Genomic DNA, 25,797 nt, shown 5'->3' with positions numbered 1-25,797 from the left:
CCCGACGAGAGGACTCAGCACGATGACCGAAGCACAGCAGAATGCCGACGCAGCGCCGGAGACCCCGCGACGACTGCGCGCCGGCGTGATCGGGCTGGGCTGGGCCGGCCAGCAGCACGTGGCCGCCTACGCCGCCGACCCCACGGTCGACCTGGCCGCGCTCTCCGCGATGGAGGAGCACCTCCTGGCGCAGTTCGGCGACCAGCACGACGTGCCGGGCCGCTACCGCGACTGGCAGCAGATGCTCGCCGAGGCCGAGCTCGACGTCGTCTCCATCGCCACCCCGACGTTCCTGCACGCGTCGATGGCCGCTGCCGCGCTCGAGGCCGGGGTGCATGTGATCACCGAGAAGCCGATGGCCCAGAACGCCGAGGCCGCGGCCGGGATGGTCGAGGCCGCGCGGCGCGCGGGACGCGTGCTGGACGTGTCCTTCAACCATCGCCAGCGCGGTGACGTCACCGCGCTGAAGGACGTCGTCGACTCCGGGGTGCTGGGCAAGCTCTACTACGCCAAGACCGGCTGGATCCGCCGCCACGGGATCCCGGGGCTCGGCACCTGGTTCACCAAGGCCGAGAGCTCCGGCGGCGGCGCGATGATGGACATCGGCATCCACATGCTCGACATGACGCTGCACCTGCTGGGGGAGCCGGCCGTGACCGCCGCTTCCGCCTCCACCCACGCCGAGTTCGGCCCGCTGGGCCGGGGCGGCTCCGGTTTCGGGATCTCGCAGGCGGAGGAGGGCGCCCCCTTCGAGGTCGAGGACCTCGCGACCGCCTTCCTGCGCCTGGACGGCGGCGGCACCCTGCTGCTCGAGTCCAGCTGGGCGCAGTGGATCCCGGAGGATCTCTGCTACGTCACCCTCTACGGGGCCGACGGCGGGGCCACCATCGAATGGGGCGGCACCCCCGGGAACCAGACCATCACCGTGTGGACGGAGCTCGCCGGCATCCCCGCCGAACTGCAGCCCGCCGTCGGGGTGGACGGGCGTCATGCCGCCGCGGTCGCATCCTTCCTGCAGAAGGTCCGCTCCGGGGACTGGACGGCGCATGACGGCTCGCTCGCCCTGCGCCGCGCCGAGGTCATCGATGCCTGCTATGCGTCCGCGAAGGCCGGGGCCGAGGTGCGTATCGAGCGCTGAGCGCCCAGAAGCGAGGACGGGCCGGCCACGACGTCGTCGTGACCGGCCCGTCCCGCGTGCTGTCGATCGTGGTGCTCAGACCGCCGCGCGGGTCGACGGTGAGCGTCCGGGGCTCACTCGCCCGGCAGCGGCGGCATGACGTCGGGGTTCTCCTCGAGCCACTTCTCCACCGCCTCGGCCTCCTGGCCCTCCTCGAACTGGTTCACGACCATGTCCTCGAGCGAGCCGAACTCCTCGTCGGTCATCGTCGCCTGAGCGATCCACTCCGCCGCCTCCGGGTTCTCGTCGGAGAAGCCCTTGTGGGCCAGGTGGTGCAGCGACTCCGGCTCGCCGAAGAGGCCGTCCGGATCCTCCAGGGGCACGACCGGGAAGGCCGTCATCGCCCAGAACGGGGTCCACAGGGTCACGACGATGTCCTCCTCGGCATCGATCGCGTTCTGCAGCTCGGTGAGCATCGCCGGGGTGGAGGAGGTGACCAGCTCGAAGCCGTCCAGCCCGTAGCCCGGGATCACGTCGTCCTGGGCGGCGGCGGTGATGCCCGCGCCGGGCTCGATGCCGTAGATCTTGCCGCCGAAGCGGTCGGCCTGACCCTTCAGGTCCGCGATCGACGTGATGTCATCCACGTACTCGGGGACGGAGAAGTTGAGCTTCGCGCCCTCGTAGTAGGCGACCAGGTCCTCGATGTCCTCGCCGTACTCGTCCATGTAGTCGGCGTGGGTGACCTCCGGCCAGGCCGAGGGGTACATGCTCACGTCGCCCTGCGCGAGACCCGCGTACAGCAGCGCCGCCTCGGAGATGGTCTCGTGCTCGACCGTGTAGCCCATGGCGGTCAGACGGTTGTCCAGCAGGTACGCGGTCGACAGCCCGTCGGTCCAGGAGGCGATGTAGCCGAGCGTGATGGTCTTGCCCTCGGGGCCGCCACCGCCGCCGTTCCCGCCGTCCCCGCCGCCCTCGCTGCCGCAGGCGGCCAGGCCCAGTCCCATCAGGCCGGCGCCGCCCACCAGGGCGGAGCGCCGGGTGACGGAGGAGTTCGGGGTCCAGAGCGAGTTTCGCTTGGTCATGATCAGACATCCTTTCCAAGGGTGTTTCTGTGGTTCTGGTCGATGTCGGGACCGGTGCGGACGCGCCGTCCCCGACGGGGAATCAGGCCGTGGCGGCGGCGCGGCGCCGCTTGAACGTCGCGATCAGCGAGCCCTTGTAGTCGCCGGGGTTGCCCAGCGCCGCGGTGACGCGGTCCAGGAAGACCGCGAGGGCGACGACGCCGAGTCCGGCCTCGACACCGAGCGGCAGGTCCAGGGTCGAGATCGCCTGGACCACGAGCTTGCCGGAGCCGTCGGTCCCGGCCATGCCGGCGATCACGGCCATCGACAGGGCCAGCATGATCACCTGGTTGACGCCCGCCATGATGGTGGGGACGGCCAGGGGCAGCTGGATGCCGCGGAGGATCTGCCCTCGCGTGGCGCCGAAGGACTCGCCGGCCTCGACGGTCTCGCCGTCGACCTGCCGGATGCCGAGCTCCGTCATGCGCACGCCGGGCGGCAGGGCGAAGATGATGGTCGAGAAGACACCGGGCACCAGGCCGATCGAGAAGAAGGTGACCGCGGGGATCAGGTAGACGAAGGCGGGCATCGTCTGCATGAAGTCCATGATCGGTTTCACGATGGCGCTCACCGTGGAGCTCATGGCGGCCAGGATGCCCAACGGGACGGCGATGAGCACCGCGAATGCGGTCGCCACGATCACCAGCGCCATCGTCTGGAGCATCGCCACCCATTGGTCCATGGCGACGACCAGGAACATCATCACCAGGGTGCCGATGGCCATGCGCCAGGAGCGCACCACCCAGGCGAGCAGCGCGAGCAGCGGGATCATCACCAGGGCCGGCAGGAACAGCAGCGCATCGGTGAGGTTCCCGACCAGGGTCTCCATCAACCAGGTGAAGGCGTCGAACAGCCAGGCGACGTTCTCCTTCAGCCAGTCGATGCCGCTCTCGGCCCAATCGCCGATCGGGATACGGGGGAAGAGGCCCTCGTCCGGGTTCATCGGTCACCTCCGAAGGTCTCGTGGGTCAGGTCTTCGGGGGCATCGGTCCCGGCCGGCGTCGTCGCGGGCGGTGCTCCGACGAGATCGACGGCGCCGTCGTCGTCCTCGTGCCCCGTCCCAGCGGCGGTCAGGAGCGTCACGCGCGGGATCACGCCGAGGAACTTTCCGTCGTCGTCGACGACGACCAGGGGATTGACGTACTGGGCGGAGGGCGCGAACAGCTCGGCGATCGGCGTGTCGTGGGCGACCACAGGCATCTCGCGTCCCGGCCGCCAGGGCAGCTGCTGCTGTCCCCTGCTGACCGCCTCGGCGACGTCCTCCTCCCACAGGACGCCGCGCGGGGTGCGGTCACGGTGCAGGGCGACCAGCCAGGAGTTCTGGGTCTCGCGCAGCATGCGATGGGCGGTGCGCGGGCCGTGATCCTCGCCGAGCGTCTCGCTGGGCCGCTCGAGGATGTTCGCCGCGGTCATCACGCGGGAGCGGTCGACGTCCTGGATGAAGCGGGCCACGTAGTCGTTGGCGGGCTCGTTGAGGATCTCGTCGGAGGTGCCGATCTGTTCGATCCGTCCATCGCGCATCATGGCGATCCGATCGCCGATGCGCATGGCCTCGTTGAGGTCGTGCGTGATGAACAGGACCGTCTTCTCCAGCTTCTGCTGGAGGTCGATCAACTGATCCTGCATGTCGCGACGGATCAGCGGATCCAGGGCGGAGAAGGCCTCGTCCATGAGCATGATGTCGGTGCCGGCGGCCAGGGCGCGGGCCAGGCCCACGCGCTGCTTCATGCCGCCGGAGAGGTTGTCCGGGCGATATCCGCCCCAGCCCTTCAGGCCGACCATCTCGAGGGCGTCGGCGGCCTTCTTCTGGCGCTCCGCCCGGTTCACGCCGCTGACCTCGAGCCCGTAGGCGGCGTTCTCGCCGACGGTGCGATGAGGGAGCAGGGCGAAATGCTGGAAGACCATGGAGATGCGGGCGCGACGCACCTGGCGCACCTTCGCCGGGGACATGGCCGAGAGCACCTCGTCGCCGATGCGCAGCTCGCCGGCGCTGGCGGGCAGCAGACCGTTGACCATGCGGATCAGCGTGGACTTGCCGGATCCGGACAGCCCCATGACGACGAAGTTCTCACCGGGCTCGACGCTGAAACTCGCATCGATCACCGCAGCGGTGAGGCCTTCCTCGCGCAGTTCGGCGCGGTCCCGGCCTTGCCGGAGTGCTTCCACTCCGCGGGCGGGCCGTCGGCCGAAGACCTTGTACAGGCCGTCGGCGGTGATGACTGGTGGCACGTGGGCTCCTTCGTCGGTGGACGTTCGGCAGGTGCGGACCGACTCCTCTCTGCCTGTTCCCCCGACGTGCAGGACACCGGTCCGAACCTCATGATCGCCCTTCCCCAGGGCCTCGGCAAATGGTTCGTGCCCAGGAACAGGGCTTTTGTCCCCTGACGGGGGTTGCCCGGGAGGGGGTGATAGCAGAGCGGAGACGTTCTGGAAAGCCGTATGGCCTGGGATGACGAGCGCAGGGCTCGCACCACCGATCGGATGTCCGGACTGTCCGACAATCTGGAGATAACTATTCGATCACGTGCGCATGTCCGCGGCACGCAGGGCGGTCGGGGATGACCTGGCGCACGTCGTCGACGAGGGGCTTCCGCGTCGTCGAGGGGTGGGGCCCGATGGGGCCGGGCGTTCGCGGCCGGCCGACCGGGGTGGGTCGGCGGCGGGCCGGGTCGATGGCGCGTGGGGCGGGGCGGGGATCGGGAGCGTCGGGTCAGGGCCGCGTCGGCAGGGTCTCGGCGAGGAAGCCGACCGTCTGCTGCCAGGCCTCCTCGGACGCGGGCGCGTGATGCACGAAGGGATGCGGGTTGTCGAAGGCGTGGCCGGCGCCCTCGTGGAGCTCGAAGCGCACCTGGTCCCGGGTGCCGCCGGCGGTGACCGCCTCGCGGATCTGCTGGGCCGTCCCGAGGGGGATGAAGTCGTCGGCGGTGCCGATGTGGTGCAGGCTCGGCACCCTCACATGGGCCGCCTGCTCCAGCAGGGAGGGCAGCGCGGAGCCGTAGTAGCTCACCAGCACCGAGGGGGCGCGACCCTCGAGCGTCGCAGCAGCGGTGGCCGCGAAGGCCAGGCCGCCCCCGTAGCAGAAGCCGATCACGCCGACCCGTTCGGTCTCGACGGCGCCCTGCGCCCGCAGCGCGTTGAGGGAGGCGAGGGCGTCGGCCTCGGCGCGCTCCCACGGCAGGCGCTCGGCCAGGGCCATGCCCTCGGCGAGCCAGGCCTCGGCGTCGTCCCCGTCCTCCACGCCCACGACCGGTGGGTCAAGGCGCGCGAACAGCTGCGGGGCGAGGACCGCATACCCGAGGGCCGCGAGATCCGCGCAGCGCTGCTGCATGTACGGGGACAGTCCGAAGATCTCCTGCAGCACCACGAGGCCGGGCACCGGCTGCTCGAGGTTCTCGGGGAGCCAGAGCAGCCCGGGCAGGTCACCGGCATCGGTGGGGATCTGAGACGTCGTCGCACTCATCCCTCGAGCGTAGCCGGGTGCTTCCCGTCGCGCGGCGTCGGCCGATCCTCGGCGACGTGCGGCGGTCGCCCGGTTCTCGCTCCCGCGCGGGGAGGAAGGGGTCAGGCGAACAGTGCGAGCGCGTAGAGCACGAACAGCAGGAGGTGGACGGCGCCGTGCACGGCGGTGACGCGTTCGGCGGCGACCGAGATCGCCGAGACCGCGAAGGTCGCCCCGAGCAGCAGCAGGTTCGCACCGGACTCGGCGAAGACCACCTGCTGACCTGTGAGCAGCGAGATCACCAGCACGGTGGGGATCGTCAGGGCGTAGGTCGAGACCAGGGCGCCATGGCACAGGTTCACCACCCGCTGGATCTCCCCGCCCAGCGCCGCCCGGACCGCGGTGATCGTCTCCGGGGTGAACACGATCATCGCGATGAGCACCCCGCCGAGCGCTGCGGGAGCCCCGAGCCGCGCGAGGCCCTCGTCCAGCAGGGACGCCATGTGATGGGAGAGCAGCACGATCGGCAGCACGGTGGCGACCAGCACGGCCGTCCGGGACAGCAGCTCGGCGCGATGGGTCGCGAGCACCTGCGTGATCCCGGCGGCGTCCGAGGCGGAGGGCTCGGCGCCGGCCGGGGCCGACGAGGCTGTGCCGCGGCGGGCCGGCGAGGCTGTGCCGCGGCGGGCCGGCGACGCGGTGGTGCGCGGCGATGCGGTGCCGACGGGCACCTCGATCTCCTGGAAATCCCCGGCCTGTGCCCCGGCCTGCCGCCACAGGAAGAACCCGTACAGCGTCACGACCACCACGACCACCACGACAGCCTGGACCGTGGTGAACGATCCGCCGCGGCCGATCAGCGCCGGCAGGGCGAAGACGAGACCGCCGAGGGCGACGAGCAGCACCAGGTAGGTCGAGGCACCCACGCGGTTCGCCCGCAGGTCGCCGTGGCGGATGCCGGCCACCAGCACGCAGATCCCGAGCGCCAGGTTCAGGATGATCATCGAGACCGCCATCACGGAGTCCCGGGCGATGGTGGTGTGCTCGCCGGGCCCGAGCATCACGGCGGCGATCAGCACCACCTCGATCACCACGATGGACAGCGTCAGCACGAGGGTGCCGTAGGGGTCGCCGAGCCGGCGCGCGAGAGCCTCGGCCTGCTGCACGACGCCGCCCGCGGCGACGATGATGACCGCCACGATCGCGGCCAGCAGCAGGAGCAGGACCGTGCCGGAGGACGTCCCCGGATCCGGGGCGAGCGCGGTGAGGGCGGCGACGGAGGCCCAGCCGAGCACGAGGCGGGAGAGCGCGTCCCGGGTGAGGATCGCGGCGATGAGGGTGCGACCGGTGGGAGCGGAGGAGCGGTCGGGTGACGGCATGGGTGGCGTCCTGTTCCGAGGCCGTCCTCGCCGGGGTCCCGTCGGCCGGGTCGTCCCGGCCACGGCGCCACCGGTCCGAGGGCGGCGCGGCTCCCACGGTAAGCGACCGGGGACGGAGCGGGGAAGCGCTGGTGAGCGACCTGACCGTCACCGCGGCGCGGCCGGTCGTGTGACCGGACCGCGCCGAGGTCCCCTGACAGACGTCTTCGGTCCCGTGGTGTGCGGGCACTCGGGACAGCCTGTCAAATAGTCAAAAAAAGGTCAAGGAAGCGTCATGTGTTCACGGGTGGCGCCCGACCGGTAGGGGCCGGGATCCGGTCGACACCCGGGCAGGAACCGCTCGGCCCCACGCGGCACGCCGGTCGGCACACCGGTCGACGACCGGGCGGTCCCGTGCCGGGGGTCGGCAGGTATCGGGCTGCTGCTAGAGTCGCCGACCAGTGACACGGGGTGCCGTCGAGGTGACGGCTGAGAGCACACCCGTCGAACCTGCCCTGGTCAACGCCTGCGAAGGGATCGTCACCCATGACTGCCAGCACGCCCGGCATCCGACTCCGGCACGCCCTCGAGGTCCTGCGCGAACGCGACCCCCTCGTCCAGTGCCTCACCAACACCGTGGTCCAGCAGATCACCGCGGACGTCCTGCTGGCCGTCCGCGCCGCCCCGGCGATGGTCGACCATCCCCAGGAGGCGCCCGTCTTCGCCGGCGCGGCCGACGGAGTGCTGATCAACGTGGGGACCGTGTCCCCGGACCAGGCTGCGGCGATGCCCGCAACGGCCCGCGCCGCCGCGGAGGCCGGCACACCGTGGGTGCTGGACCCGGTCGCCGTCGGCTCCCTGCCCGTGCGCACCCCGCTCGCCCACGAGCTGCTGGCCCTCGGACCCACCGCGATCCGCGGCAATGCCTCCGAGATCGCCGCCCTGGCGGGCGATAGCGCCGGCGGCCGTGGCGTCGACGCCACCGATTCCGTCGAGGGCGTCCTGCGCGCCGGCGGTGATCTCGCCCGCCGCAGCGGCGCCGTGATCGCCGTCTCCGGGGAGCGCGACGCGATCCTCTCCGCCGACCGCTCCACGGTCCTCACCAGTGGGGACGCCCTGATGCCCCGCGTGATCGGGACCGGCTGCTCCCTCGGCGCGGTCTGCGCGGCGTTGCTCGGCGCCCTCCGCGGCAGCGACCTCACCGCGCACGACGCGGTGCTGGCCGCCCACGCCCTGCTCGGCGCCGCCGGCACCGTCGCCGCCCGCGAGGCCCGCGGCGTCGGAACTTTCGCCGTCGCCTGGCTCGACGCCCTGGACACCCTCACTCCCGAGGATGTCGTGACCCTGGTGCAGATCCAGGAGGGCCCGGCCGGAGCGACGGCATGATGCGACCCTCTTTGCGCGCAGCCCACGCCACCGACCTGCGTCTCTACCACGTCACCGACTCGGAGCTGTCCGGCGGGATCGACGCCGTGCCTGCTGTGGTGCTGGCAGCCGTCCGCGGCGGGGCGGGCATGATCCAGCTGCGGGACAAGAACGCCACCGATGCCGACCTGGTGGCGCTGGTCCGCGAGTGTCGCGAGGTGCTCCGGGCAGAGCTCGGGCCCCGTGCGGCGCAGATCCCGCTGGTGGTCGACGACCGGCTCACCGTCGCCGAGCAGACCCGCTGCCACCTCCATGTGGGCCAGGACGACGTGCCGCCCTCCCGTGCCCGCGAGATCCTCGGCGAGGACCTCATGATCGGCGTGTCCGCCGGGACTCCCGACCAGGTGGAGGAGGCGCTGGCCGACGGGTCGGCCGACATGCTCGGCATCGGCCCGATCCGCGCCACCGACACCAAGACCGACGCCGCCGCACCGCTCGGCCTCGAGGGGCTGGCCGCCTGCCTCGCCCCGTGGGCCGCGGCCCGTCGGACGGCTGGAGCGCAGGGTCGAGACCTTCCGCGCGCCGTGGCCATCGGCGGGATCGATGCCGTGCTGGCCGGGCAGCTGGCGGCCACCGGCATCGAAGGCGTCTGCGTCGTCTCGCGCATCGCCGCGGCGACGGACCCGGAGCGGGCGGCCGCCGAGCTGCTCGCCGCGTTCGAGGAGGGGATCCGTCGTGGATGACGCACCCGGCGCGACCGCCCCGCCCCAGGAATCGTCCCCGTCCCCGGAGCGCCCCGTCATGCGACCGCCCACGTCGCTGACCATCGCCGGCTCCGACTCCGGTGGGGGCGCCGGCATCCAGGCCGATCTGAAGACCTTCACCGCTCTCGGCGTCTACGGCACCTCGGCGATCACGGCGCTGACCGCGCAGAACACCCTCGGAGTGCAGGCCGTGATCCCGGTCGCCCCGCGGGACGTCGCGCGGCAGATCACCAGTGTGCTCGACGACATCCCGCTGGATGCGACGAAGATCGGGATGCTCGCCTCCGCCGAGGTGATCGCCGCCGTGGCGGAGACCCTCGAGAGCCGGAGGGAGGATCTCGGCCGCCTCGTGCTCGACCCCGTCATGGTCGCCACCAGCGGAGACGTGCTGCTGCCCGATATCGCGACGGATCTGCTGCGCGAGCGGCTGCTGCCGCTGGCGGATGTGGTCACCCCCAACCTGCCGGAGGCCGCACGGCTGCTGGGAGTCCCGGAAGCCACCGATGTCGAGGCCATGTGCGAGCAGGCCGAGCAGCTGCGGGGTGTCGGCGTCGACGTCGTGGTCCTCAAGGGCGGCCATCGCGCGGGCGACGAGATCGTCGATGTGGTCGCTCATCCCGGGGGCATCGACCTGCTGCGGGGCGAGCGCGTGCGCACACGAGCGACGCATGGCACCGGGTGCACCCTCTCCGCGGCGATCGCCGCCCAGTACGCCCGCCTCGCCGTCGCGCGGAATCCCGTCGCCGGATCGCTGAGGCGGCTCGCGACCACGCAGGATGCGGCGGACGAGCTGTGCGGGCCCGACGAGCAGGGGTCGGCCGCGGTGCGGGGCTCGGCGGGTGAGCGGGGTCCGGCCCGCTGGCGGGGCGATGACCTCGCGGCGATCGCGGCCGCCCGCGATTTCCTGCAGCGTGCGCTGCGCGGCGGGGCCGAGCAGCAGCTCTCCTTCACCCCGCAGGACGGGCACGGCCCGGTCGATCACCTGGTGACCATCGCCCGTCGCCCGGACCGGGACTGAGCGCGCGCTCGGACATGCCGACGAGCGCGCCGTCGGTCACGACGCCGGGCACGGCGACTCCGGCCCGGGTTCCGCGCCGAGGGCCGTGCCCGGGCGCGGGGCCGCGATGGCAGGGTCCCGGGGCGCGGGTCTCAGGCGCTGCGTGCGGCGAGAGGCTCCGCGCCGATGCGGACGGGACCGGTGACCGCCGGGCGGGAGCCGGTCGTCTCGACCAGATCGACCAGGTGCTCGGTGCTTGCTGCGGGGAAGTCATGGACGTCGGCGGGAATGGTCTGCGGCGCGGTCTCGGCCTCGAGATAGTCGAAGTGGCCGGCCGCGGCGCCATGAGTGTCGGTGACCTTCATCGGATCCTCCTGGAGACGTCAGACGATGATCGCTGGCCCGTCCTGGCCAGGTGAGGACCACCATGGCACCACGACCTCGGATTTCGCGGTACGGCACCTCAAAGAACTGTGGACGGCCGTGGTGTGGGGAGGATCGATCGGTGATCGGCGCTGTGCGGCGACGCTCAGCTCTCGTCGTCGGTCTCGTCGCCGTCCCGGCGGAGTGTCGGATCACCGTGCGCGGCGCGGTAGCGGTCGTCCTCGGCGTCCTCGTCGGCCGTGGACGTATCGCGCGGACGCAGCCCGAGCACTACCCCGAGGGCGCCCCCGATCAGGAACCCGACCACCGCACCCACCAGCAGATTGTCGGTGACCGCGAGCGCGGTGCCGATCCCGACCACGAAGCCGACCATCATGCCGAAGGGGAGCCAGGTGGCGTCGAAGCGGCGGCGCGTGCGGGGAGTCATACGTCCTCTGTCCGGTCGGGGCCCGGCAGGCGCGATACGCGAGCAGGGCACGGTGGTGAAAGCGTAGCCCCGACGCCCGACCGCGGGCATGCCGAGCGGTCGGGTCGAGTCCCACGCCACGACCCGGGGGACCGATGGTCCCGTAATATCCCTGCGTGACCGCTCCCCCCACGACTCTCCAGGCCTTGCGTCGCCCGCGCTTGCTCACCACCGAGGTGCTCGCAGGGGCCGTGACCACCCTCGCTCTCATCCCCGAGGTGATCTCCTTCTCGGTGATCGCGGGGGTCGACCCGAAGGTCAGCCTGATCGCCTCGGTCGTGCTCGCCGTGTCGATGTCGATCCTCGGCGGGCGACCCGCGATGATCACTGCGGCGGCCGGCGCCGTCGCGCTCGTGGTCGCACCTCTGGTGCACACCCACGGGGTCGAATACCTCCTGCCCACCGTGATCCTGGCTGGCATCATCCAGATCGTCTTCGGGGTCACGGGGCTGGCCCGGATCATGCGTTTCATCCCCCGCTCGGTGATGATCGGCTTCGTCAACTCCCTGGGCATCCTCATCTTCACCGCGCAGCTGCACCATGTCCTCGACGTGCCGCGGGCGGTGTACCCGCTGTTCGTCCTCACACTCGTCATCGTGCTCGTGCTCCCGCGGCTGACCAAGGCCGTTCCGGCACCGCTGGTGGCGATCATCGCGGTGACGGCGATCGCGATGATCGCTCACCTGAGCGTCCCGAACGTCGGCGATCAGGGCGAGGTCGCCGGCGGGCTGCCCGGGATCACCCAGCTCCAGGTCCCGCTGAGCCTCGAGACGCTGCGGATCATCGGGCCGACGGCGCTCAGCGTCGCATTCGTGGGTCTCATGGAGACGCTGCTGACCGCGAAGCTCGTCGACGACATCACCGAGACGACCTCGCACAAGGGACGGGAGTCCTGGGCGCTCGGCACCGCGAACATCCTCGCCGGGTTCTGGGGCGGCATCGCCGGCTGCGCCATGATCGGCCAGACCGTCGTGAACGTGAAGCTCGGCCGCGCCCGCACCAGGATCTCCACGTTCATCGCCGGAGTGCTCCTGCTGGTGCTGGTCACCGCGCTGTCTGATCTCATGGAGCAGATCCCCATGGCTGCGCTCGCCGCCGTCATGATGGTGGTGGCCCTGTCCACCGTGGACTTCCATAGCGTGCGTCCCGCGACGCTGAAGCGGATGCCGCTGTCGGAGACCTGCGTGATGCTCGTGACCGTGGCCGTCGTGGTTGCCACGAACAACCTCGCGATCGGCGTCGCGACGGGGGCCGTGCTGGCGATGGTGCTGTTCGCCCGGCGCGTCGCGCATGTGACCACGGTCGAACGGGTCGTCGACGAGGAGTCGGCCGCCTATACGGTGCGCGGCCCCCTGTTCTTCGGCAGCAGCAACGACCTCGTCGAGCAGTTCTCCTACGCGGAGGATCCGCCGCAGGTCACCGTCGACTTCGCCGCAGCGCAGATCTGGGATGCCTCCACGGTCGCCGTGCTCGACTCGGTGCAGACCAAGTACGCCGCCCACGACATCGAGGTGCGCTTCACGGGCCTGGACGAGCACTCGACCCGTTTCCACGGCAGGCTCACCGGCACGCTGAACTGAACGACGACGTCCGCCGCGCGAGCGCGGCGGAGACCGCGGCGCAGGGCACCTGAACGATCACGGGCCGGGTGACCGGGGGCGTTCACCAGGGCAGCACCTCGGGGACCGGGTCGCCGCCGAGCACGTGCTGGTCGCAGAAGGCGAGCACGGCCCGGTTCCACGCCAGGGCGTTCGACGGGGTCAACACCCAGTGGCTCTCGCTGGTCAGCTGCAGGAAACGGTGCGGCATCGTCTGTGGTGGGCCGTCCCACCCCGAGACCAGGTCCCACCACAGTCGCAGCGCCTCGCTGATCGGCACCCGGTAGTCGCGGTTGCCGTGGGTGATGAGCATCGGGGTGGTGATCGCCGCGGCGGCGCGATGCGGGGAGAAGGCGCGGTACCAGTCCGGATCCTCGTCCTCGTGGCGGTGCACGCGCATCTTCGACGCGGCGGCGTCCGTGGTGCGGTGCTGCTGCTCCAGCGCCCACAGTCCGGCGTGCGTGACGATCGCATCGAAGCGGTCCGTGTGCCCGGCGATCCAGTTGGCCATGAACCCGCCGAACGATGCGCCGAGCATCGCGGTGCGGGTGCCGTCGAGCTCCGGGCGGGCCAGCACCGCGTCGAAGAGCCTCTCGCATTCGTCGAAGACCACGTCGGGTCGGCGCGGCCAGCCGCGGTTCAGCCCCGCGTCCCCGTAGCCGGTGGACATCGCCGGATCCGGCATCAGCACCGCGTAGCCGCGCTCCACCGCCAGCCAGGGGCACCAGCGCCAGCTCCAGGCGTTGTAGGACCCGTGCGGACCGCCGTGGATCCACAGCATCGCCGGCGCGGGGGAGGTGGCCGAGGCTGAGGCCGGGACGCACAGCCAGCCCCCGACGCTGATCCCGTCCACGTCCGTCGTCACCCACTCCAGCGTGCCGGGCAGCGCGGCGACGGCGCCCGGGGCGGGCATCTCGCGGGTGGGGCCCGACGTGGGCGGCTCCTGGGCGGTGCCGGTGGACAGGTCAGCGTCGGCGGGCCGCTGGGATGCGACGTCCGCCGCCGCGATCCGCAGCGGCCGGGCCGCGGACCCGATGTCGCTGCGCAGCGCGAGCAGGGAGCCGTCGGCCGCCGGGGCGAGGGCGGAGAAGACCCCGTCGGCCGCCACCGTGCGCGCCGTGCCGGTCGCTGGATCGATCGCGAGGATCGCCCCGGAGGAGTGCAGGTCGCCGGACACCAGGAGGGTGCCGTCCTCGGCCCATTCCACCTCGCCGATGCTCAGGTCGCCGAGCTGTGCGGTGACCGGTGCCCCACCGCCGATCGGATGGATCGCCAGGCGGCTGTAGCTGGTGTCCGTCGGGCTCGAGGCGGTCGACCGGGTCACGGCCAGACGGCGGCCGTCCCGCGAGAACAGCGGGCTGTCGTACTGGGTCTCGTCATCGCCCTGCAGCAGCACGACGCGGCGCAGGGTCGCAGTGTCGATCAGCACGATCGAGCTGCGGGTCTCCCCGCCGCGCACGCGCTGGGTCCAGGAGGTCGCCACCGTGGCACCGTCGGGGGAGAGGTCCGCGGAGGCCGCGTAGAGGGTCACGGTGCCGACGTCCGGGGTGAGGTCGGTGAGGTCGCCGCCCGGGGAGACCAGGACCAGGCGACGGCTGCTGTCCCCGATCTCGTGGTCCCACTGCCGGATCGGCATGCCCGTGTGCCAGATGGTGGTCTGTTTCGCGTCCTCGCGGGCCTTCCGACGCTCGGCGTCGTCCTCGAGGGGCCCGCCCGGCAGCACGGAGGTCGCTGCGAGCATCGTGCCGTCGTCGGCCACCGAGAGCAGCGCGAGCCCGCCGGGCGCGGAGGCGACGACCTCGGCCTCGCCGGTGCGCGGCAGGCGCCAGATCGCTGAGGTGTCCTCCTCGGCATCGCCGCAGGGATCCGCACGGGCGGAGCTGAACAGCAGCGAACCATCCGGGGCGAAGTGCGGGGAGCTCTCGCCCTGTGCGGAGAAGGTCAGGCGGCGGGCAGCTCGTTCGCCCTCGGGATCGAGCTCCCAGAGCGAGGAGACGAGCTTCGCGCCGTGCTCATCGGCCTCCTGGATCGCCGCGACCGCGCGGCCGTCGGGGCCGGCGGCCAGGGAGGTGAGGCGCGGGATCCGCAGGAAGCCGTCGATGTCGGAGAAGTCGGAGAAACCGGTGCTCGAGGGCTCGGCCGGATCGACGGGAGCAGCGGCCTCTTGATGCGTGGCAGGGCGGGGCATCGCCACACGCTATCGTGCGCTCCGGGTTCACGCCCCGCGCATACGACGGTGAGGTCGGGTCCAGCCCCGTTCGCTAGCCTCGGCTCCATGAGCGAGGAACGCGCCGACCGGATCGTCCATCTCCTGGAACGAGACTTCTCGGACCTGATGTCCCGCAATCCGCTGGCCTTCAGGCGCCGCTTCCGGAAGATGGCAGTGGACCCGTTCGCGTTCTACCGGGGTTCGGCGGGGCTCTTCTACGATGACGTCGCGGAGCTCGAGGATCCCTGGGTGGACGACGTGACCTCCCGGGCGTGGATCCACGGGGACCTGCACGCGGAGAACTTCGGCACCTACATGGATGACCGAGGCGTCCTCGTCTTCGACGTCAACGACTTCGATGAGGCGTATCTGGGTCACTTCACCTGGGATCTCCTGCGCTGTGCGACCAGTCTGGCCCTGTTGGGCTGGCGCCGCGCCTTCCCTGATGACGTGATCCGGACGATCGTGGAGCGCTACGTGCGCGCCTATCTCGATCAGGTCCGCCACTACGTCGAGGCGGACGACGACCTGGCGTGGTCGCTGAACATCGACAACGCCGAGGGCACGGTGTTGGCCACTCTCCGAGCGGCACAGGCCTCCACCCGGATCGGGTTGCTCGATCGGGAGACCGCGGACGTCGACCATTCGCGCTCGTTCCGCCGCGATGCCGACAGCCGTCCGCTCGAGGCCGCGGAGCGGGAACGGCTCGCCGAGGCTTATGACCGGTACCTGTCCACGATCCCCGAGGACAAGCGGCTGGACCGCGACGTCGCCTACACCGTCAAGGACGTCGTCGCCCGCAGCGGACTGGGTATCGGCAGCGCCGGATTGACGACGTACAGTCTGCTCATCGAGGGGCACAGCCAGGCGCTGGAGAACGATGTCCTGCTCAGCATGAAGGAGGGCAACGTCCCCGCTCCCAGCGCTGTGGTCCGGGACCCCCGGCTCGCCGAGGCCTTCGAGCACCAGGGTCACCGCGCGGCGATGTCACAGCGCGCCCTCCAGGCGCACGCGGACCCGTTCCTCGGATGGACCGAACTCGACGGCACCGGATTCGTGGTGCGCGAGGTCTCGCCGTACGAGCTGGAGCTGCCCTGGAAGGACCTCGTCGAACCGGAGGACATCGGGCCGCTGGTGGCCGACCTGGGTCGGGCGACGGCCAAGGTGCACTGCGTGGCGGATGCCGATGCCGAGGACAGCGTCGTCGATGTCCAGGTGGAAGACCACGTGGCCGCCGCCGTGCAGGGATCGGAGGACGACTTCGTCGAATGGGTGCAGGACTTCGCGATGACGTATGCGGTGACGACCCGCGCCGATCATCGGCGGTTCGTCAACGCCTTCCGGGCGGGTGCATTCGGAGCCGTCACCGCGATCTGACATCCGCGAGGCGTTCGAAGCGGGCGTCCGGAGCCGTCTCGGAGCCCGCGAGTGCCGACCGATGATGCTGCGGCTCGCCGCGCAGCTCGATGAGCACGGGGAAGACCTCGCACTGCGATGCGAGCAGTGGTCGCGATGCGAGGCGAGCAGCGGTCGCGTTCCTGGCGCGCCGAACACCATGTCCTGCGATGTCCCGCGCCTGCGTGCCCCCGGCGCGATTCGAACGCGCGACACCCGCTTTAGGAGAGCGGTGCTCTATCCCCTGAGCTACGGGGGCCGATCGGTTCCCGGACGACGCCATGGTGCGTCCCACGGACCGCCGACATCCTAGCGCCCCGTGGGAGGATCGCTCCATGTCGAGCTCGCAGCACGAGAGAACCGCCACCACCGCCGCGATTATCCTGGCCGGCGGGGCTGCTGCCCGCATGGGCGGGGAGGACAAGACCCGGCTGCCCATTGCCGGGGCCACCGCGCTCGAGCGCGTGCTGCGTGTCGCCCCGGCCGACCGACGCGTCGTCGTCGGCCCCGGCGGGACCGACGGGGACGCGCTCGCCGAGCGCCACGGCGCCCGCTTCGTCCTCGAGGACCCGCCGCGCTCCGGCCCGCTGGCCGCGCTCGAGCGCGGCGTCGCCGACCTCGAGGATGCTCCGGCCGAGACCACGGTGCTGGTGCTCGGCGGGGACATGCCGCTGCTGCGCCGCGAGACCCTCGCCGCCCTCGCTGCGACCAGCCGAGCCGAGCAGACGGTGGCTGCGCTGACCGCCGAGGACGGTCACGTCCAATTCCTCTGCGCCGCCTGGCCGCTGGAGCGCCTGCGCCGCGCCCTCGCCGACGTCGAGCATCCCGGCGGCGGCTGGGCCGATCTCAGCCTGCGTCGCCTGTATGCCCAGCTCGACGACGACGAGCTGGTCGCCCGCCGGGCCGCCGGAGCGGAGGGCGCGGACATCGACACCCCCGACGCCCTCGAGCAGGTGCGCCGCGCCGCCGGCCCTCGCATCGCCCTGGCCCAGATCGAGGTCAGCGAGGACTCCGGGACCACGGCAGGGACCGTCCGCCGGGCCGTGGCGGAGGCGGCCGATGCCGGTGCCCGGCTCGTGCTGCTGCCCGAGGCCACCCTGACCCCCTTCGGCACCGACCTGCGCGCAGCCGCCGAGACCCGCCACGAAGACTTCGCCCACCTGATCCAGGAGCTCGCCACCACCCACGATCTCGTGGTGGTCGCCGGATCCTTCACCCCGGCCGACGGCGAGAGGGTGCACAACACCGTGATCGTGCGCGGCCCCGTGCGCGTCCGCTCGAGCAGCCGCGACAGCAGCGCCGAAAGCGTCGATCGGGACGCCGACGCCCTCTCCGCCGAGTACCGCAAGATCCACCTCTTCGACGCCTACGGCGTCCGCGAGTCCGACACCGTCGCCCCCGGCGACCAGCTGCTCATGGTCGACCTCGACGGTGCCCGCCTCGGACTCGCCACCTGCTACGACGTGCGCTTCCCCGAGCAGTTCACGGCGCTGGCCCGCCGCGGAGCACACGCCGTCCTGCTGCCGATGGCCTGGGGCGACGGCCCCACCAAGTCCGAGCAGCTGCGACTGCTGCTGAGGGCCCGGGCGCTGGATTCGACGACCGTGGTCCTCGCCGCCGACCAGGCGCCGCCGCCCGAGCATCGCGGCCGGGCGCCCCGGGGAATCGGCCAGAGCGCCGTCGTCGGTCCACTCGGGCAGATCCGCCAGGAACTCGCACGTGAACCCGGGATGCTGCTGGTCGACCTCGACCTCGCCGAGATCGAGGCCGCCCGCGAGGCCCTGCCGGTCCTCACGCATGCCGTCGAGCTGCCCGAGCCGTGAGCGTCTGCGATCTCCCTCACCCTCCAGGATCGGCTCCGACCAGCTGGCGTAGCCTGCTGGAGTGACCACTGCGACCTCTCTGACCAGCCGTCCCAGCCGCCCCAGCCGTCCCACCGCGCTGCTCGCGCTCGCCGCCGCCCTGACACTCGGCGTCCTGACGCTGCTCCCGCTGCCGGCGCACGCGCACGACACCTTGATCGAGACCGATCCGTCCGACGGCGAGACGCTCGAGACCTCGCCCGAGGCGCTCACGCTGACCTACTCGGCGGACATCCTCGAGGTGAGCCCGGTGGTGCGGATCGACGACGAGGACGGGGACACCCTCGCCGAGGTGACGCCCACCGTCGACGGGCCGACCGTGACCGCCGAGCTCGAGGAGCCGCTGGCCGCCGGGACCTACACCGTCCAGTGGCGCGTGGTCTCCAGCGATGGCCACCCGATCGAGGGCAGCTTCACCTTCGACGTCGAGCAGGACGCCGCCGGGGCGGCTGCCCCGAGCGACGAGGAGTCCGGGGCCGGCGACGACGGCGGAGCCGAGGCGAGCGATGCCGGGGGAGCAGAGGAGTCCGCCTCGAGCACCGCGTCCGACGCCGGCGGCTCGGCCGAGGCCGGCGACGGCGGGGGAGCCTCCGGGGGTGATACCTCCTCCGAGGGCTCTGCCAGCGAGGACACCGGCTCCGAGAGCTCGGCGATGCCCCTGCTGCTCGGCATCGTCGGGGTGGCCGTGGTGGGTGTCGCGATCGCCGCCTTCTTCACCCTGCGCAAGCGTCGCTGAGACCCGCGGGGGCGATGTCCTCCGGGAGCGGTGAGGGGGAGCGGTCGGCTACTGGCGACATAGCGTGCACGGTGCCCATATAGGCAGGACACTCGCTGGAGCGCCAGTACACGACCAGGCGTGCTGCGGGTGACCAGGTGGGCAGTGGGTGCCCAGGTGTGCTGTGGTGACCAGGCGTGCGGGGGGCGATCAGGCGTGCTGCGGGTGACCAGGTGGGCTGGGAGCGGTGAGGGGGAGCGGTCGGCTACTGGCGACATAGCGTGCACGGTGCCCATATAGGCAGGACACTCGCTGGAGCGCCAGTACACGACCAGGCGTGCTGTGGGTGACCAGGTGGGCTGTGGGTGCCCAGGTGGGCTGTGGTGATCAGGCGTACTGCGGGCGACCAGGTGGACAGTGGGTGACCCGCCGTGCTCGCCTCGACACGCGTCGGGCGCTGACATGCGAAGCGGCCCCCGATGCCGGAGCATCGGGGGCCGTTCGACGTCAGAGGGGAGGCGAGCTCAGTTGCCCCCTTCCTCCCCCTCGCCGCCGCCGAGCCCGAACTGCTCGCGGGCGGCGTCAGCGCCGGAGTCGACGTGCTCGTCAACCGAATCCGGAGTACGTTCCTTGATCTGCTCGGTCGCGGCGTCGATCCCCTGATCGACCTGCTCCGAGTTCTCCCCGGCGAAGTCCTTGGCCTTGTTCAGCGCGTCATCGAAACCCATGATCGGTGTCCTTTCGTTCGCGGAACCGCCCCGTCCAGGGCGACGCCGTCAACATACGACGGCTTCTCGCCGAGACTCAAATGTGACCTGGACATATGGGCTCATCTGACGATTGCTGACCGCTATCGCTGCATAACGTGACCAGCCGCGCAATACTGGCTGCGTGACTGTGCATAATTCCGAAGCTGACGAGAAGCCCGGCGTGGCCGGCGAGCCGGCGTCCCGTACGCCCCGGGACCGCTCGGCGCGCTGGGACCATGTCCTGACGCTGCTGTCGACAACCAAACGCCTGAGCGTCGCGGAGGTCGCGCGGGAGCTCGGGATCAGCGAGTCCACCGTGCGGCGCGACTTCATGGAGATGGAGCGGGCGCAGCTCGCCCGTCGCACCCACGGCGGGATCGTCGCCGTCGACGTCGCCTACTCGCTGGCCACCGTGCCGCGCAGCACGGACGAGGGGTCGGCCTTCCGCGAGCGTGTCTCCGACCGTGCCGCCTCCCTGGTGCAGCCGGGGCAGATCATCGGCTTCAACGGCGGGCGCACCACCACGTCCACCGCCCGGCGGGCGGTGGCGCGGGGAGATCTCGACTCCCGCGACGGCTCGCCCGGTCTGACGGTGGTGTGCGCCGCGCTGAACATCGCGACCGAGGCGGTGCTGCGCCCATCGGTGCGCACGGTCGTGCTCGGCGGTGTCGCCGAGCCCTACTCCTTCGAGCTCACCGGCCCGCTGGCGACGGCGACCATGCGCGACCTGTGGCTGGACACCATGTTCGTCGGCACCGTCGGGCTCGACGTCGCCGCGGGTCTGACCTGCAACTCCGACGCCGAAGCAGGGGTCACTCGGATCATGATCGGGCATGCCCGCCGAGTGGTGGGCCTGGCGACCCCGGACAAGCTCGGCCACCGCGCCCTGGCGGGCATCTGCCCGGTCTCCGTGCTCACCGATCTGATCATCCCCGGCCCCGTGCCCGACGAGCTCAGGACCCACCTTGAGGAAGCCTCCGTGACCCTGCACGAGGTGTGAGCAGGACGGTCGCCCCACCTGCGGCACGCCTGCACGAGGTCGGGCCGCGGCGCCGGTAGCGTGAGGTCCCATGTGGAGACTCCTGCGCGGCAAGAAGCGCCCCGACGGCACGGCCGAGGACGCGGACGCTCGCGGCGACGCCCTGTCGGCCCTCGCCCGTGAGCGTCGCGACAGCGCGCAGCACGGGGCGCAGGATCAGCAGGACCAGCAGGATCAACGGGACGCGCAGGACCGGCGCCGCGTCGCCGCGCAGCACGACCGCACGCCGGCGTCGTCGTCACCCCGGGAGGCCGGGACGAGCACCGGCGGCTACGACGTCGTCGTGGACCGCCACCTCGACGAGGTCGGAGCCGGCATCGCTCCCGAACAGGACGAGAACGACTTCCCCGCCGAGCCGCGCGAGCACCGCCCCCTCAGCCGCGAGGACCTCGTCGCCGACGCTCTGGACCGCTGGGCCCAGCAGATCACCGGCGGCGTCACCGCCCCCTCCTTCCTCACCCAGCTCCGCGCCGGCTCGACCGTCCTGGACCTGAGCCACTCGCATCCCTCGGGCCTCGCACAGCTCCTGGCCGGCCGCGGCCCGACGCGCCTGTCCTCGCTGGTCCGGGAGGTCGGGGCCCTGGCCGACGCCCGCGCCCACGCCCGCACCATCCGTGAGATCGCCGAGCGCCACGCGGAGGAGGTCGGGCTGACCACCTGCCACCTCGGCATCGGCGAGGCGACCTGGTACCCCGAGGACGGCTCCGCCCCGATCCACGCCCCCGTCCTGGTGCGGCCGGTCACGCTGCGCCTGCGCGGCAACGCCCGCGAGGACGTCGACCTCGAGGTCGACTCGACCGCCGACCTCAACCCGGTGCTGCTGCGCTCGCTGCGCGAAGCCGGGGTCGCGGTCGACGCGCGGGCGCTGCTGGCGACCACCGACGGCTCACACGGCTTCGATCCCAACCCCGTCCTGGACGCCTTCCGCTCGCTCGGCCAGCCGCTTCCGGGCTTCCGCATCACCCACGCCCTCGTGGTCGGCAACCTGATGGATGCCGCAGGCTCCGTCGCGGAGGATCTCGCCGAGGACCGCCCCGACTGGGTCTCCTCCCCGCTGGTGGCCGCCCTCGCCGGTGACGCCGGGGCCCGGACCGTGGTGCGCGGCGTCGAGGCCGAGCAGGCGGTCCCCGAGGTGGCGGAGGACGAGTTGGTCTCCGCGGTCGACCCCGATCACCGCGCCGTCCTGGGGCGGGTGCTCGCCGGTCAGGATCTCGCCGTCGCCGCCCCTCCCGGCACCGGCAGCCTCGACCTCGTCGTCGATCTCGCCGAGGAGCTCAATGCCCGCGGCCGCAGCGTCCTGGTCGTCTCCCGGCGCCGCCGCAATCTGGCCCAGCTGGTCGCCATCGCCCATCAGCGGGGCCTCGAGGAGCTCGTCTTCGACCTCTCGCCGGACCCGTCGCTGCAGCGCAACGCCTCCGCGGCGCTGCTGCGCAGCCTGCGCCGGGCCGGCTCCCACGGACTCGGGGCCGAGGACGCCGCCCCGGCGGAGCTCGCCGAGATGCGGGACATCCTCGTCGGCCACGTCGAGGCCATGCACCGCACCCAGGAGCCGTGGAACGCCACCGCGCACGACGCGCTCTCCGCGCTGGCGGCCCTGACCCGGCTGCGTCCGTCCCCTCGCACCCCGGTGCGGCTGCGGGCAGACGTCGCCGCACAGATGGTCGGGGCGGACCGGGAGCGGTTCACCGCGGCGCTGCGTGAGGCCTCGGACGTCGGCCTGCTGACCACCGGCCCCGAGGAGACAGCCTGGTACGGCGCTCCCATCAGCTCCGACACCCAGGCGGCCCGGGCCGAGGAGCTCATCGACCAGCTGCGCGGGGAGATCATTCCCCAGCTGCGCACCGCGTACGCCGAGACCGGCAGCGACCTCGGGCTCTGCGAGCCCACGACCCTCGATCAATTGACCGATCGGCTCGCCCTGCTGGACCGCGTCCGTGCCCTGCTGGGCACCTTCCAGTCGGCCGTGTTCTCCGCGCAGCTGGCCGATCTCGTCGCGGCCACGGCGGACAAGACCTGGCGCGCCGAGCACGGGGTGACCATGGGATTCGGTCTGCGCCGTCGGCTGCGCAGGGACGCCGCCGCGCTGCAGCGCCCGGCCTCGCTGACCCCGGACCTGCATCGCGATCTCGCCGAGGCCCGCCGGGTCGCCGACGCCTGGCGCCGCGCGGCCGTCACCCGGGATGCGGACGTGCCCGAGGGCGAATCCCGGACCTCCTCCACCCGGTCGAGCCCGGCGCTGCCCGTCGACCTCGACCGGGCCCGTCGCACCGCCGAGCGCACGCAGCGGATCCTCGACGAGCTGGCCGTTCTGCTGGACGGCACCTCGGTCGGGACGGACCTCGCGCGCACGGACATCGACGAGCTCTCACGCCGGGTCGAGGCGCTCGCCGCCGACCGCGGCGACCTCGAGTCCCTGCCGCGGCGCACCGAGCTGCTGCGCCGCCTCAGCTTCGACGGGCTCGGCGACCTGGTCGAGGACCTCCGCGCCCGTCGAGTGCCGATCGAGCAGGTGGGCCCCGAGCTCGAGCTGTGCTGGTGGAGCAGCGTCCTCGAGCTGATCGCCGGCGCCGAGCCCACCATCTCCCAGTACGACGGCACCTCCCTCTCGCAGGTCGCCGAGCGATTCCGGCGCCTGGACGCCGAGGACCTGGCCGACGCGTCGGCCCGGGTGCACGCCGCGGCCGACGAGTCCCGTGTGGCCACGATGAAGACCTACCCGGACACCTCGCGTGCCGCGATCGGCGAGCTCGCGCGGTCCTCGACCGTGTCGATCCGGGACCTCGCCGCGAAGTACGAGGACATCCTGTTCGCGGCCCGACCCGCCTGGCTCGCCTCGCCGTACCTGGTGCCCCAGGTGATCCCGCGCGGCCGCCACTTCGACGTGCTGATCGTGGCCGACGGAGGGCGCCTGCCGACCGCCGCCGCCCTGCCCTCGATCGTGCGGGCCGAGCAGACCGTCGTGGTCGGGGACCCGCTCGAGTACGGCGGCGACGCCGCGCCGAGTCTGCTCGACGACATGCTGCGCATCGCCCCGCACATCGAGCTGCAGCGGGACGCCCACCCCGCCACCGACGGACTGCGCACCTTCGCCCAACGGCGGGCGCTCGTGAGCGAGGTCGTCGCCGTGCCCAGCCCGATCGTCCCCGAGCCCGATCGTCTGGTGCTGGTGGAGAACGGCCGCGGGCCGGTCACCGAGGGCATGGAGTACGTCGAGAGCACCGAGGCCGAGCTGCGCCGGGTCACCGACCTGGTCATCGAGCACGCCCGCTCCCGCCCGGAGCGCTCCCTGGCGGTGCTGACCTTCACCGAGGACCACGCGCGTCGTCTCATGGACCGGATCATGAACACGGTCTCCGTGATCCCCGCCCTGCGCGAGTACTTCGACCCGGCGGCCCGCGAGGTGTTCACGGTCCTGCCGGCCGAGCAGGCCAGCTCGATCCTGCGCGACGACATCATCGTCTCGGTCGGGTTCGGCAAGACCCCGCACGGAAGGCTGCTGCATCGCTTCGGCCCGCTGTCCGAGATCGACGGCCGCAAGGCCCTGGCCACGGTGATCACGCGGGCCCGCGGACGCACCACCGTCGTCTCGTCGATCGATGTCGAAGACCTCGACCACGCGCGTCTGCGCAGCGAGGGTGCCCGGGACCTGCGCGCCATGCTGTGGGTGCTGCGTGGCGGGCCCGACATCCCCGTCGTCCCGCACGTCGCGGCGCTGACCGGGCAGGGCGAGCCGATCGCCCCGCCGCAGCCTGAGGCGCCGCGCTCCGCGCCCGCCGCCCCGGCCCCGCACGGGCAGGACGCGGAGCGGCCCGGCACCGCATCAGCGACCGCACCGGCTGCGGCGGAATCAGCGGCCGACGCCGGCTCGAGCGCCGCCCCTGAGCAGGAGCCCGCCGACGCCGACTCCGGTGAGGACCTCTCCGACGAGGACCTCGATGCCGCGATCGCGGCGGCCCTGGCCCGGAAGTCCGCCGAGACACCGGGCAGCGCCGATCCGGCCCCGGGTGAGGACGCAGTCGCAGTGCGGGCCGAGTCGGACGAGCAGCAGGCCTCCGCGGCATCGCCGTCTGCCGAGTCCCCCTCGGCCGGGTCCCCATCGGCGCCGTCGCCCACGGAGCGGGCCGCGTCCCCGGCGAGCCCTGCGACCGAGGGGACGGATCCGGTCGCTGAGACCTCGGAGTCCGACGAGTCCGCCGCGCCCTCGGAGGCCCCGGACTCTGCCGCGTCCGTGGAGGCGCCGGCGCCGCGCGAGCTCGAGACGGACGCGCTCGTGCGCGACCTCGCCGACCGGCTGTGGCGGCTCGGACTGCTCGTCGAGAGTGACTTCGGGCCGACCTCGGACCGCATCGAGCTGGCGCTGGGCCATCCGGATCTGCCCGGTCGGCTGCTCGTGGCCGTCGACACCGACGGTGCCCGTTACGTCGGCACCTCCAGCCAGCGCGAACGCGACCGGCTGCGGGCCGAGCGGCTCGAGGCCGCCGGCTGGTCCACGGAACGGGTCTGGTCCTGGGCCCTGTTCATCGACCCCGACGGCGAGGCCGAACGGATCCGTCGAGCCGTGGAGCGGGCCCTGCGCCTGGTCCAGGCCGAGGAGCTCTCCGAGTCACCCACCGGGGTGGGCACCATCCGCCATCGCCTGCCGCGTCCGCAGATCCCCGCCGGGCATCAGCTGTCCTTCTACTCCAGCGAGGACTTCGACGCGGTGGTGGAGTACATCTGCTCCGACGGCCGAGCCCGCCTCGAGGAGCACCTGGCCACCGAGGTGCGCAGCTTCCTCGGCTTCGAGCAGCGCTCCGTGCTGCTGGACGTGTCGGTCTCCAGCGCGATCCGCCGCTACCAGGAGCGGCAGTGAGCGGGTCCTCGCCCTGTGGCGGCTCGGAGCCCGGCGGCGGCTCGGGGCCCGGCGGCGGCTCGGGGCCCGGTGACAGCGGCTCCGCGGCGCGCCGGGGGACGGGCCGGGTGGTCATCTCCTCGGTGACCGGGAAGCCGATCGCCTGGGACGAGCCCGAGCAGGCCGCGGAGGGTGGGGGAGAGGATCCGCAGCGTCCGCACTTCCCCGTCCGGGTCGCGGAGGATTCCCCCGAGCCCGGCGCCGACGAGTCCAACGACGCCCGTCTCAGCGGAGACGTCCCGCCGCACTGGGGCCGCGGCCGCTGAGGCTCGGATACGCGGCCGACGCGCTCAGGGCACGATGATCGCCCGTGTCCCGGGCGCGGGCA

General features: G+C 72.2%; 20 protein-coding genes, 1 tRNA gene and 1 riboswitch. Of the genes, 11 read left to right on the top strand and 10 right to left on the bottom strand.

The genetic code is table 11. The features are described from left to right. The first annotated feature begins 22 nt into the window (after positions 1 to 22). Positions 23 to 1,138 carry a Gfo/Idh/MocA family protein gene (locus BH708_RS08915; protein WP_076808217.1) on the top strand — a complete coding sequence of 372 codons (1,116 nt, stop codon included), beginning with the start codon at positions 23 to 25 and terminating at the stop codon, positions 1,136 to 1,138. Between the two features lie 113 nt (positions 1,139 to 1,251). On the opposite strand, the gene BH708_RS08910 is transcribed toward BH708_RS08915, so the two are convergent. The 5 genes from BH708_RS08910 to BH708_RS08890 all read right to left on the bottom strand — a co-directional run bounded on the left by BH708_RS08910 (position 1,252) and on the right by BH708_RS08890 (position 7,056). Then, positions 1,252 to 2,199, bottom strand: a complete 948-nt coding sequence (locus tag BH708_RS08910) for a glycine betaine ABC transporter substrate-binding protein (protein WP_076808215.1) — start codon at positions 2,197 to 2,199, stop codon at positions 1,252 to 1,254. 82 nt (positions 2,200 to 2,281) lie between these two features. Continuing rightward, complete coding sequence (locus tag BH708_RS08905) at positions 2,282 to 3,181, bottom strand: proline/glycine betaine ABC transporter permease (RefSeq protein WP_076808213.1); 900 nt, start codon at positions 3,179 to 3,181, stop codon at positions 2,282 to 2,284. Beyond that, on the bottom strand, positions 3,178 to 4,467 hold the full coding sequence (locus BH708_RS08900) for a glycine betaine/L-proline ABC transporter ATP-binding protein (protein ID WP_083713408.1): 1,290 nt from the start codon (positions 4,465 to 4,467) through the stop codon (positions 3,178 to 3,180). Before BH708_RS08900 ends, BH708_RS08905 begins: the two co-directional genes overlap by 4 nt. A 481-nt stretch (positions 4,468 to 4,948) precedes the next feature. Beyond that, positions 4,949 to 5,698 carry a dienelactone hydrolase family protein gene (locus BH708_RS08895; RefSeq protein WP_076808211.1) on the bottom strand — a complete coding sequence of 250 codons (750 nt, stop codon included), beginning with the start codon at positions 5,696 to 5,698 and terminating at the stop codon, positions 4,949 to 4,951. Positions 5,699 to 5,799: 101 nt separating this feature from the next. Then, positions 5,800 to 7,056 carry a calcium:proton antiporter gene (locus tag BH708_RS08890; RefSeq protein ID WP_076808209.1) on the bottom strand — a complete coding sequence of 419 codons (1,257 nt, stop codon included), beginning with the start codon at positions 7,054 to 7,056 and terminating at the stop codon, positions 5,800 to 5,802. Positions 7,057 to 7,492: 436 nt separating this feature from the next. Continuing rightward, positions 7,493 to 7,590, top strand: a riboswitch (TPP riboswitch). On the opposite strand from BH708_RS08890, the gene thiM reads away from it, so the two are divergent. The 3 genes from thiM to thiD all read left to right on the top strand — a co-directional run bounded on the left by thiM (position 7,582) and on the right by thiD (position 10,182). Further along, positions 7,582 to 8,421, top strand: coding sequence for a hydroxyethylthiazole kinase (gene thiM, locus BH708_RS08885; protein WP_076808207.1), 840 nt, complete (start codon positions 7,582 to 7,584; stop codon positions 8,419 to 8,421). It overlaps the preceding riboswitch by 9 nt. Next, a complete protein-coding gene (thiE, locus tag BH708_RS08880; protein ID WP_083713407.1) occupies positions 8,418 to 9,143 on the top strand; it encodes a thiamine phosphate synthase in 726 nt (241 codons plus the stop codon). Before thiM ends, thiE begins: the two co-directional genes overlap by 4 nt. Continuing rightward, positions 9,136 to 10,182: a bifunctional hydroxymethylpyrimidine kinase/phosphomethylpyrimidine kinase gene (gene thiD / locus BH708_RS08875; protein ID WP_076808206.1), complete on the top strand. Its 1,047-nt coding sequence runs from the start codon at positions 9,136 to 9,138 to the stop codon at positions 10,180 to 10,182. The genes thiE and thiD overlap by 8 nt, the downstream gene beginning before the upstream one ends. A 131-nt stretch (positions 10,183 to 10,313) precedes the next feature. Here thiD and BH708_RS08870 read toward each other — a convergent pair whose 3' ends face one another. Beyond that, positions 10,314 to 10,526 carry a hypothetical protein gene (locus BH708_RS08870; RefSeq protein ID WP_076808204.1) on the bottom strand — a complete coding sequence of 71 codons (213 nt, stop codon included), beginning with the start codon at positions 10,524 to 10,526 and terminating at the stop codon, positions 10,314 to 10,316. 164 nt (positions 10,527 to 10,690) lie between these two features. Then, entirely contained in the window at positions 10,691 to 10,972 is a 282-nt protein-coding gene (locus tag BH708_RS08865) for a hypothetical protein (protein ID WP_076808202.1), read from the bottom strand. A gap of 155 nt (positions 10,973 to 11,127) precedes the next feature. Between BH708_RS08865 and BH708_RS08860 the strand changes: the two genes are divergently transcribed. Beyond that, positions 11,128 to 12,591 (top strand): SulP family inorganic anion transporter, encoded by a 1,464-nt coding sequence (locus BH708_RS08860; protein WP_076808201.1) that lies wholly within the window; start codon positions 11,128 to 11,130, stop codon positions 12,589 to 12,591. 82 nt (positions 12,592 to 12,673) lie between these two features. Here the strand turns inward: BH708_RS08860 and BH708_RS08855 are convergent, their stop codons facing one another. Further along, positions 12,674 to 14,797 carry an alpha/beta fold hydrolase gene (locus tag BH708_RS08855; RefSeq protein ID WP_083713901.1) on the bottom strand — a complete coding sequence of 708 codons (2,124 nt, stop codon included), beginning with the start codon at positions 14,795 to 14,797 and terminating at the stop codon, positions 12,674 to 12,676. 87 nt (positions 14,798 to 14,884) lie between these two features. Between BH708_RS08855 and BH708_RS08850 the strand changes: the two genes are divergently transcribed. Further along, positions 14,885 to 16,195 (top strand): DUF2252 domain-containing protein, encoded by a 1,311-nt coding sequence (locus BH708_RS08850; protein WP_076808199.1) that lies wholly within the window; start codon positions 14,885 to 14,887, stop codon positions 16,193 to 16,195. Between the two features lie 204 nt (positions 16,196 to 16,399). Here BH708_RS08850 and BH708_RS08845 read toward each other — a convergent pair. Next, positions 16,400 to 16,472: transfer RNA gene (locus BH708_RS08845), tRNA-Arg, on the bottom strand. A gap of 76 nt (positions 16,473 to 16,548) precedes the next feature. Between BH708_RS08845 and BH708_RS08840 the strand changes: the two genes are divergently transcribed. Together BH708_RS08840 and BH708_RS08835 are read left to right on the top strand one after the other, a co-directional pair. Beyond that, positions 16,549 to 18,036, top strand: coding sequence for a nitrilase-related carbon-nitrogen hydrolase (locus BH708_RS08840; RefSeq protein ID WP_076808198.1), 1,488 nt, complete (start codon positions 16,549 to 16,551; stop codon positions 18,034 to 18,036). A 61-nt stretch (positions 18,037 to 18,097) separates the two neighbouring features. Continuing rightward, positions 18,098 to 18,811, top strand: coding sequence for a copper resistance CopC family protein (locus tag BH708_RS08835; protein WP_076808196.1), 714 nt, complete (start codon positions 18,098 to 18,100; stop codon positions 18,809 to 18,811). Positions 18,812 to 19,314: 503 nt separating this feature from the next. On the opposite strand, the gene BH708_RS08830 is transcribed toward BH708_RS08835, so the two are convergent. After that, positions 19,315 to 19,518, bottom strand: coding sequence for an antitoxin (locus BH708_RS08830; RefSeq protein WP_076808195.1), 204 nt, complete (start codon positions 19,516 to 19,518; stop codon positions 19,315 to 19,317). Positions 19,519 to 19,681: 163 nt separating this feature from the next. Between BH708_RS08830 and BH708_RS08825 the strand changes: the two genes are divergently transcribed. From BH708_RS08825 to BH708_RS20330, 3 genes are all read left to right on the top strand, one after another. Further along, positions 19,682 to 20,539 (top strand): DeoR/GlpR family DNA-binding transcription regulator, encoded by an 858-nt coding sequence (locus BH708_RS08825; protein ID WP_083713405.1) that lies wholly within the window; start codon positions 19,682 to 19,684, stop codon positions 20,537 to 20,539. A gap of 70 nt (positions 20,540 to 20,609) precedes the next feature. Further along, positions 20,610 to 25,430, top strand: a complete 4,821-nt coding sequence (locus tag BH708_RS08820; RefSeq protein WP_076808191.1) for a DUF4011 domain-containing protein — start codon at positions 20,610 to 20,612, stop codon at positions 25,428 to 25,430. Next, positions 25,427 to 25,735: a hypothetical protein gene (locus BH708_RS20330; RefSeq protein WP_253705527.1), complete on the top strand. Its 309-nt coding sequence runs from the start codon at positions 25,427 to 25,429 to the stop codon at positions 25,733 to 25,735. The genes BH708_RS08820 and BH708_RS20330 overlap by 4 nt, the downstream gene beginning before the upstream one ends. Positions 25,736 to 25,797 lie beyond the last annotated feature (62 nt).

Source organism: Brachybacterium sp. P6-10-X1 (assembly GCF_001969445.1).
Lineage (GTDB): Bacteria > Actinomycetota > Actinomycetes > Actinomycetales > Dermabacteraceae > Brachybacterium.
This window is presented reverse-complemented; position numbering and strand designations above follow the sequence as displayed.

Excerpts from the sequence above, each read along its gene's own strand:
- BH708_RS08910 (WP_076808215.1), bottom strand. The coding sequence starts at position 2,199 with ATGACCAAGCGAAACTCGCTCTGGACCCCGAACTCCTCCGTCACCCGG.
- BH708_RS08840 (WP_076808198.1), top strand. The coding sequence starts at position 16,549 with ATGTCGAGCTCGCAGCACGAGAGAACCGCCACCACCGCCGCGATTATC.
- thiM (WP_076808207.1), top strand. The coding sequence starts at position 7,582 with ATGACTGCCAGCACGCCCGGCATCCGACTCCGGCACGCCCTCGAGGTC.
- BH708_RS08830 (WP_076808195.1), bottom strand. The coding sequence starts at position 19,518 with ATGGGTTTCGATGACGCGCTGAACAAGGCCAAGGACTTCGCCGGGGAG.
- BH708_RS08865 (WP_076808202.1), bottom strand. The coding sequence starts at position 10,972 with ATGACTCCCCGCACGCGCCGCCGCTTCGACGCCACCTGGCTCCCCTTC.
- BH708_RS08905 (WP_076808213.1), bottom strand. The coding sequence starts at position 3,181 with ATGAACCCGGACGAGGGCCTCTTCCCCCGTATCCCGATCGGCGATTGG.
- BH708_RS08820 (WP_076808191.1), top strand. The coding sequence starts at position 20,610 with ATGTGGAGACTCCTGCGCGGCAAGAAGCGCCCCGACGGCACGGCCGAG.
- BH708_RS08890 (WP_076808209.1), bottom strand. The coding sequence starts at position 7,056 with ATGCCGTCACCCGACCGCTCCTCCGCTCCCACCGGTCGCACCCTCATC.
- BH708_RS08870 (WP_076808204.1), bottom strand. The coding sequence starts at position 10,526 with ATGAAGGTCACCGACACTCATGGCGCCGCGGCCGGCCACTTCGACTAT.
- BH708_RS08915 (WP_076808217.1), top strand. The coding sequence starts at position 23 with ATGACCGAAGCACAGCAGAATGCCGACGCAGCGCCGGAGACCCCGCGA.
- BH708_RS08850 (WP_076808199.1), top strand. The coding sequence starts at position 14,885 with ATGAGCGAGGAACGCGCCGACCGGATCGTCCATCTCCTGGAACGAGAC.
- BH708_RS08895 (WP_076808211.1), bottom strand. The coding sequence starts at position 5,698 with ATGAGTGCGACGACGTCTCAGATCCCCACCGATGCCGGTGACCTGCCC.
- thiE (WP_083713407.1), top strand. The coding sequence starts at position 8,418 with ATGATGCGACCCTCTTTGCGCGCAGCCCACGCCACCGACCTGCGTCTC.
- BH708_RS08855 (WP_083713901.1), bottom strand. The coding sequence starts at position 14,797 with ATGCCCCGCCCTGCCACGCATCAAGAGGCCGCTGCTCCCGTCGATCCG.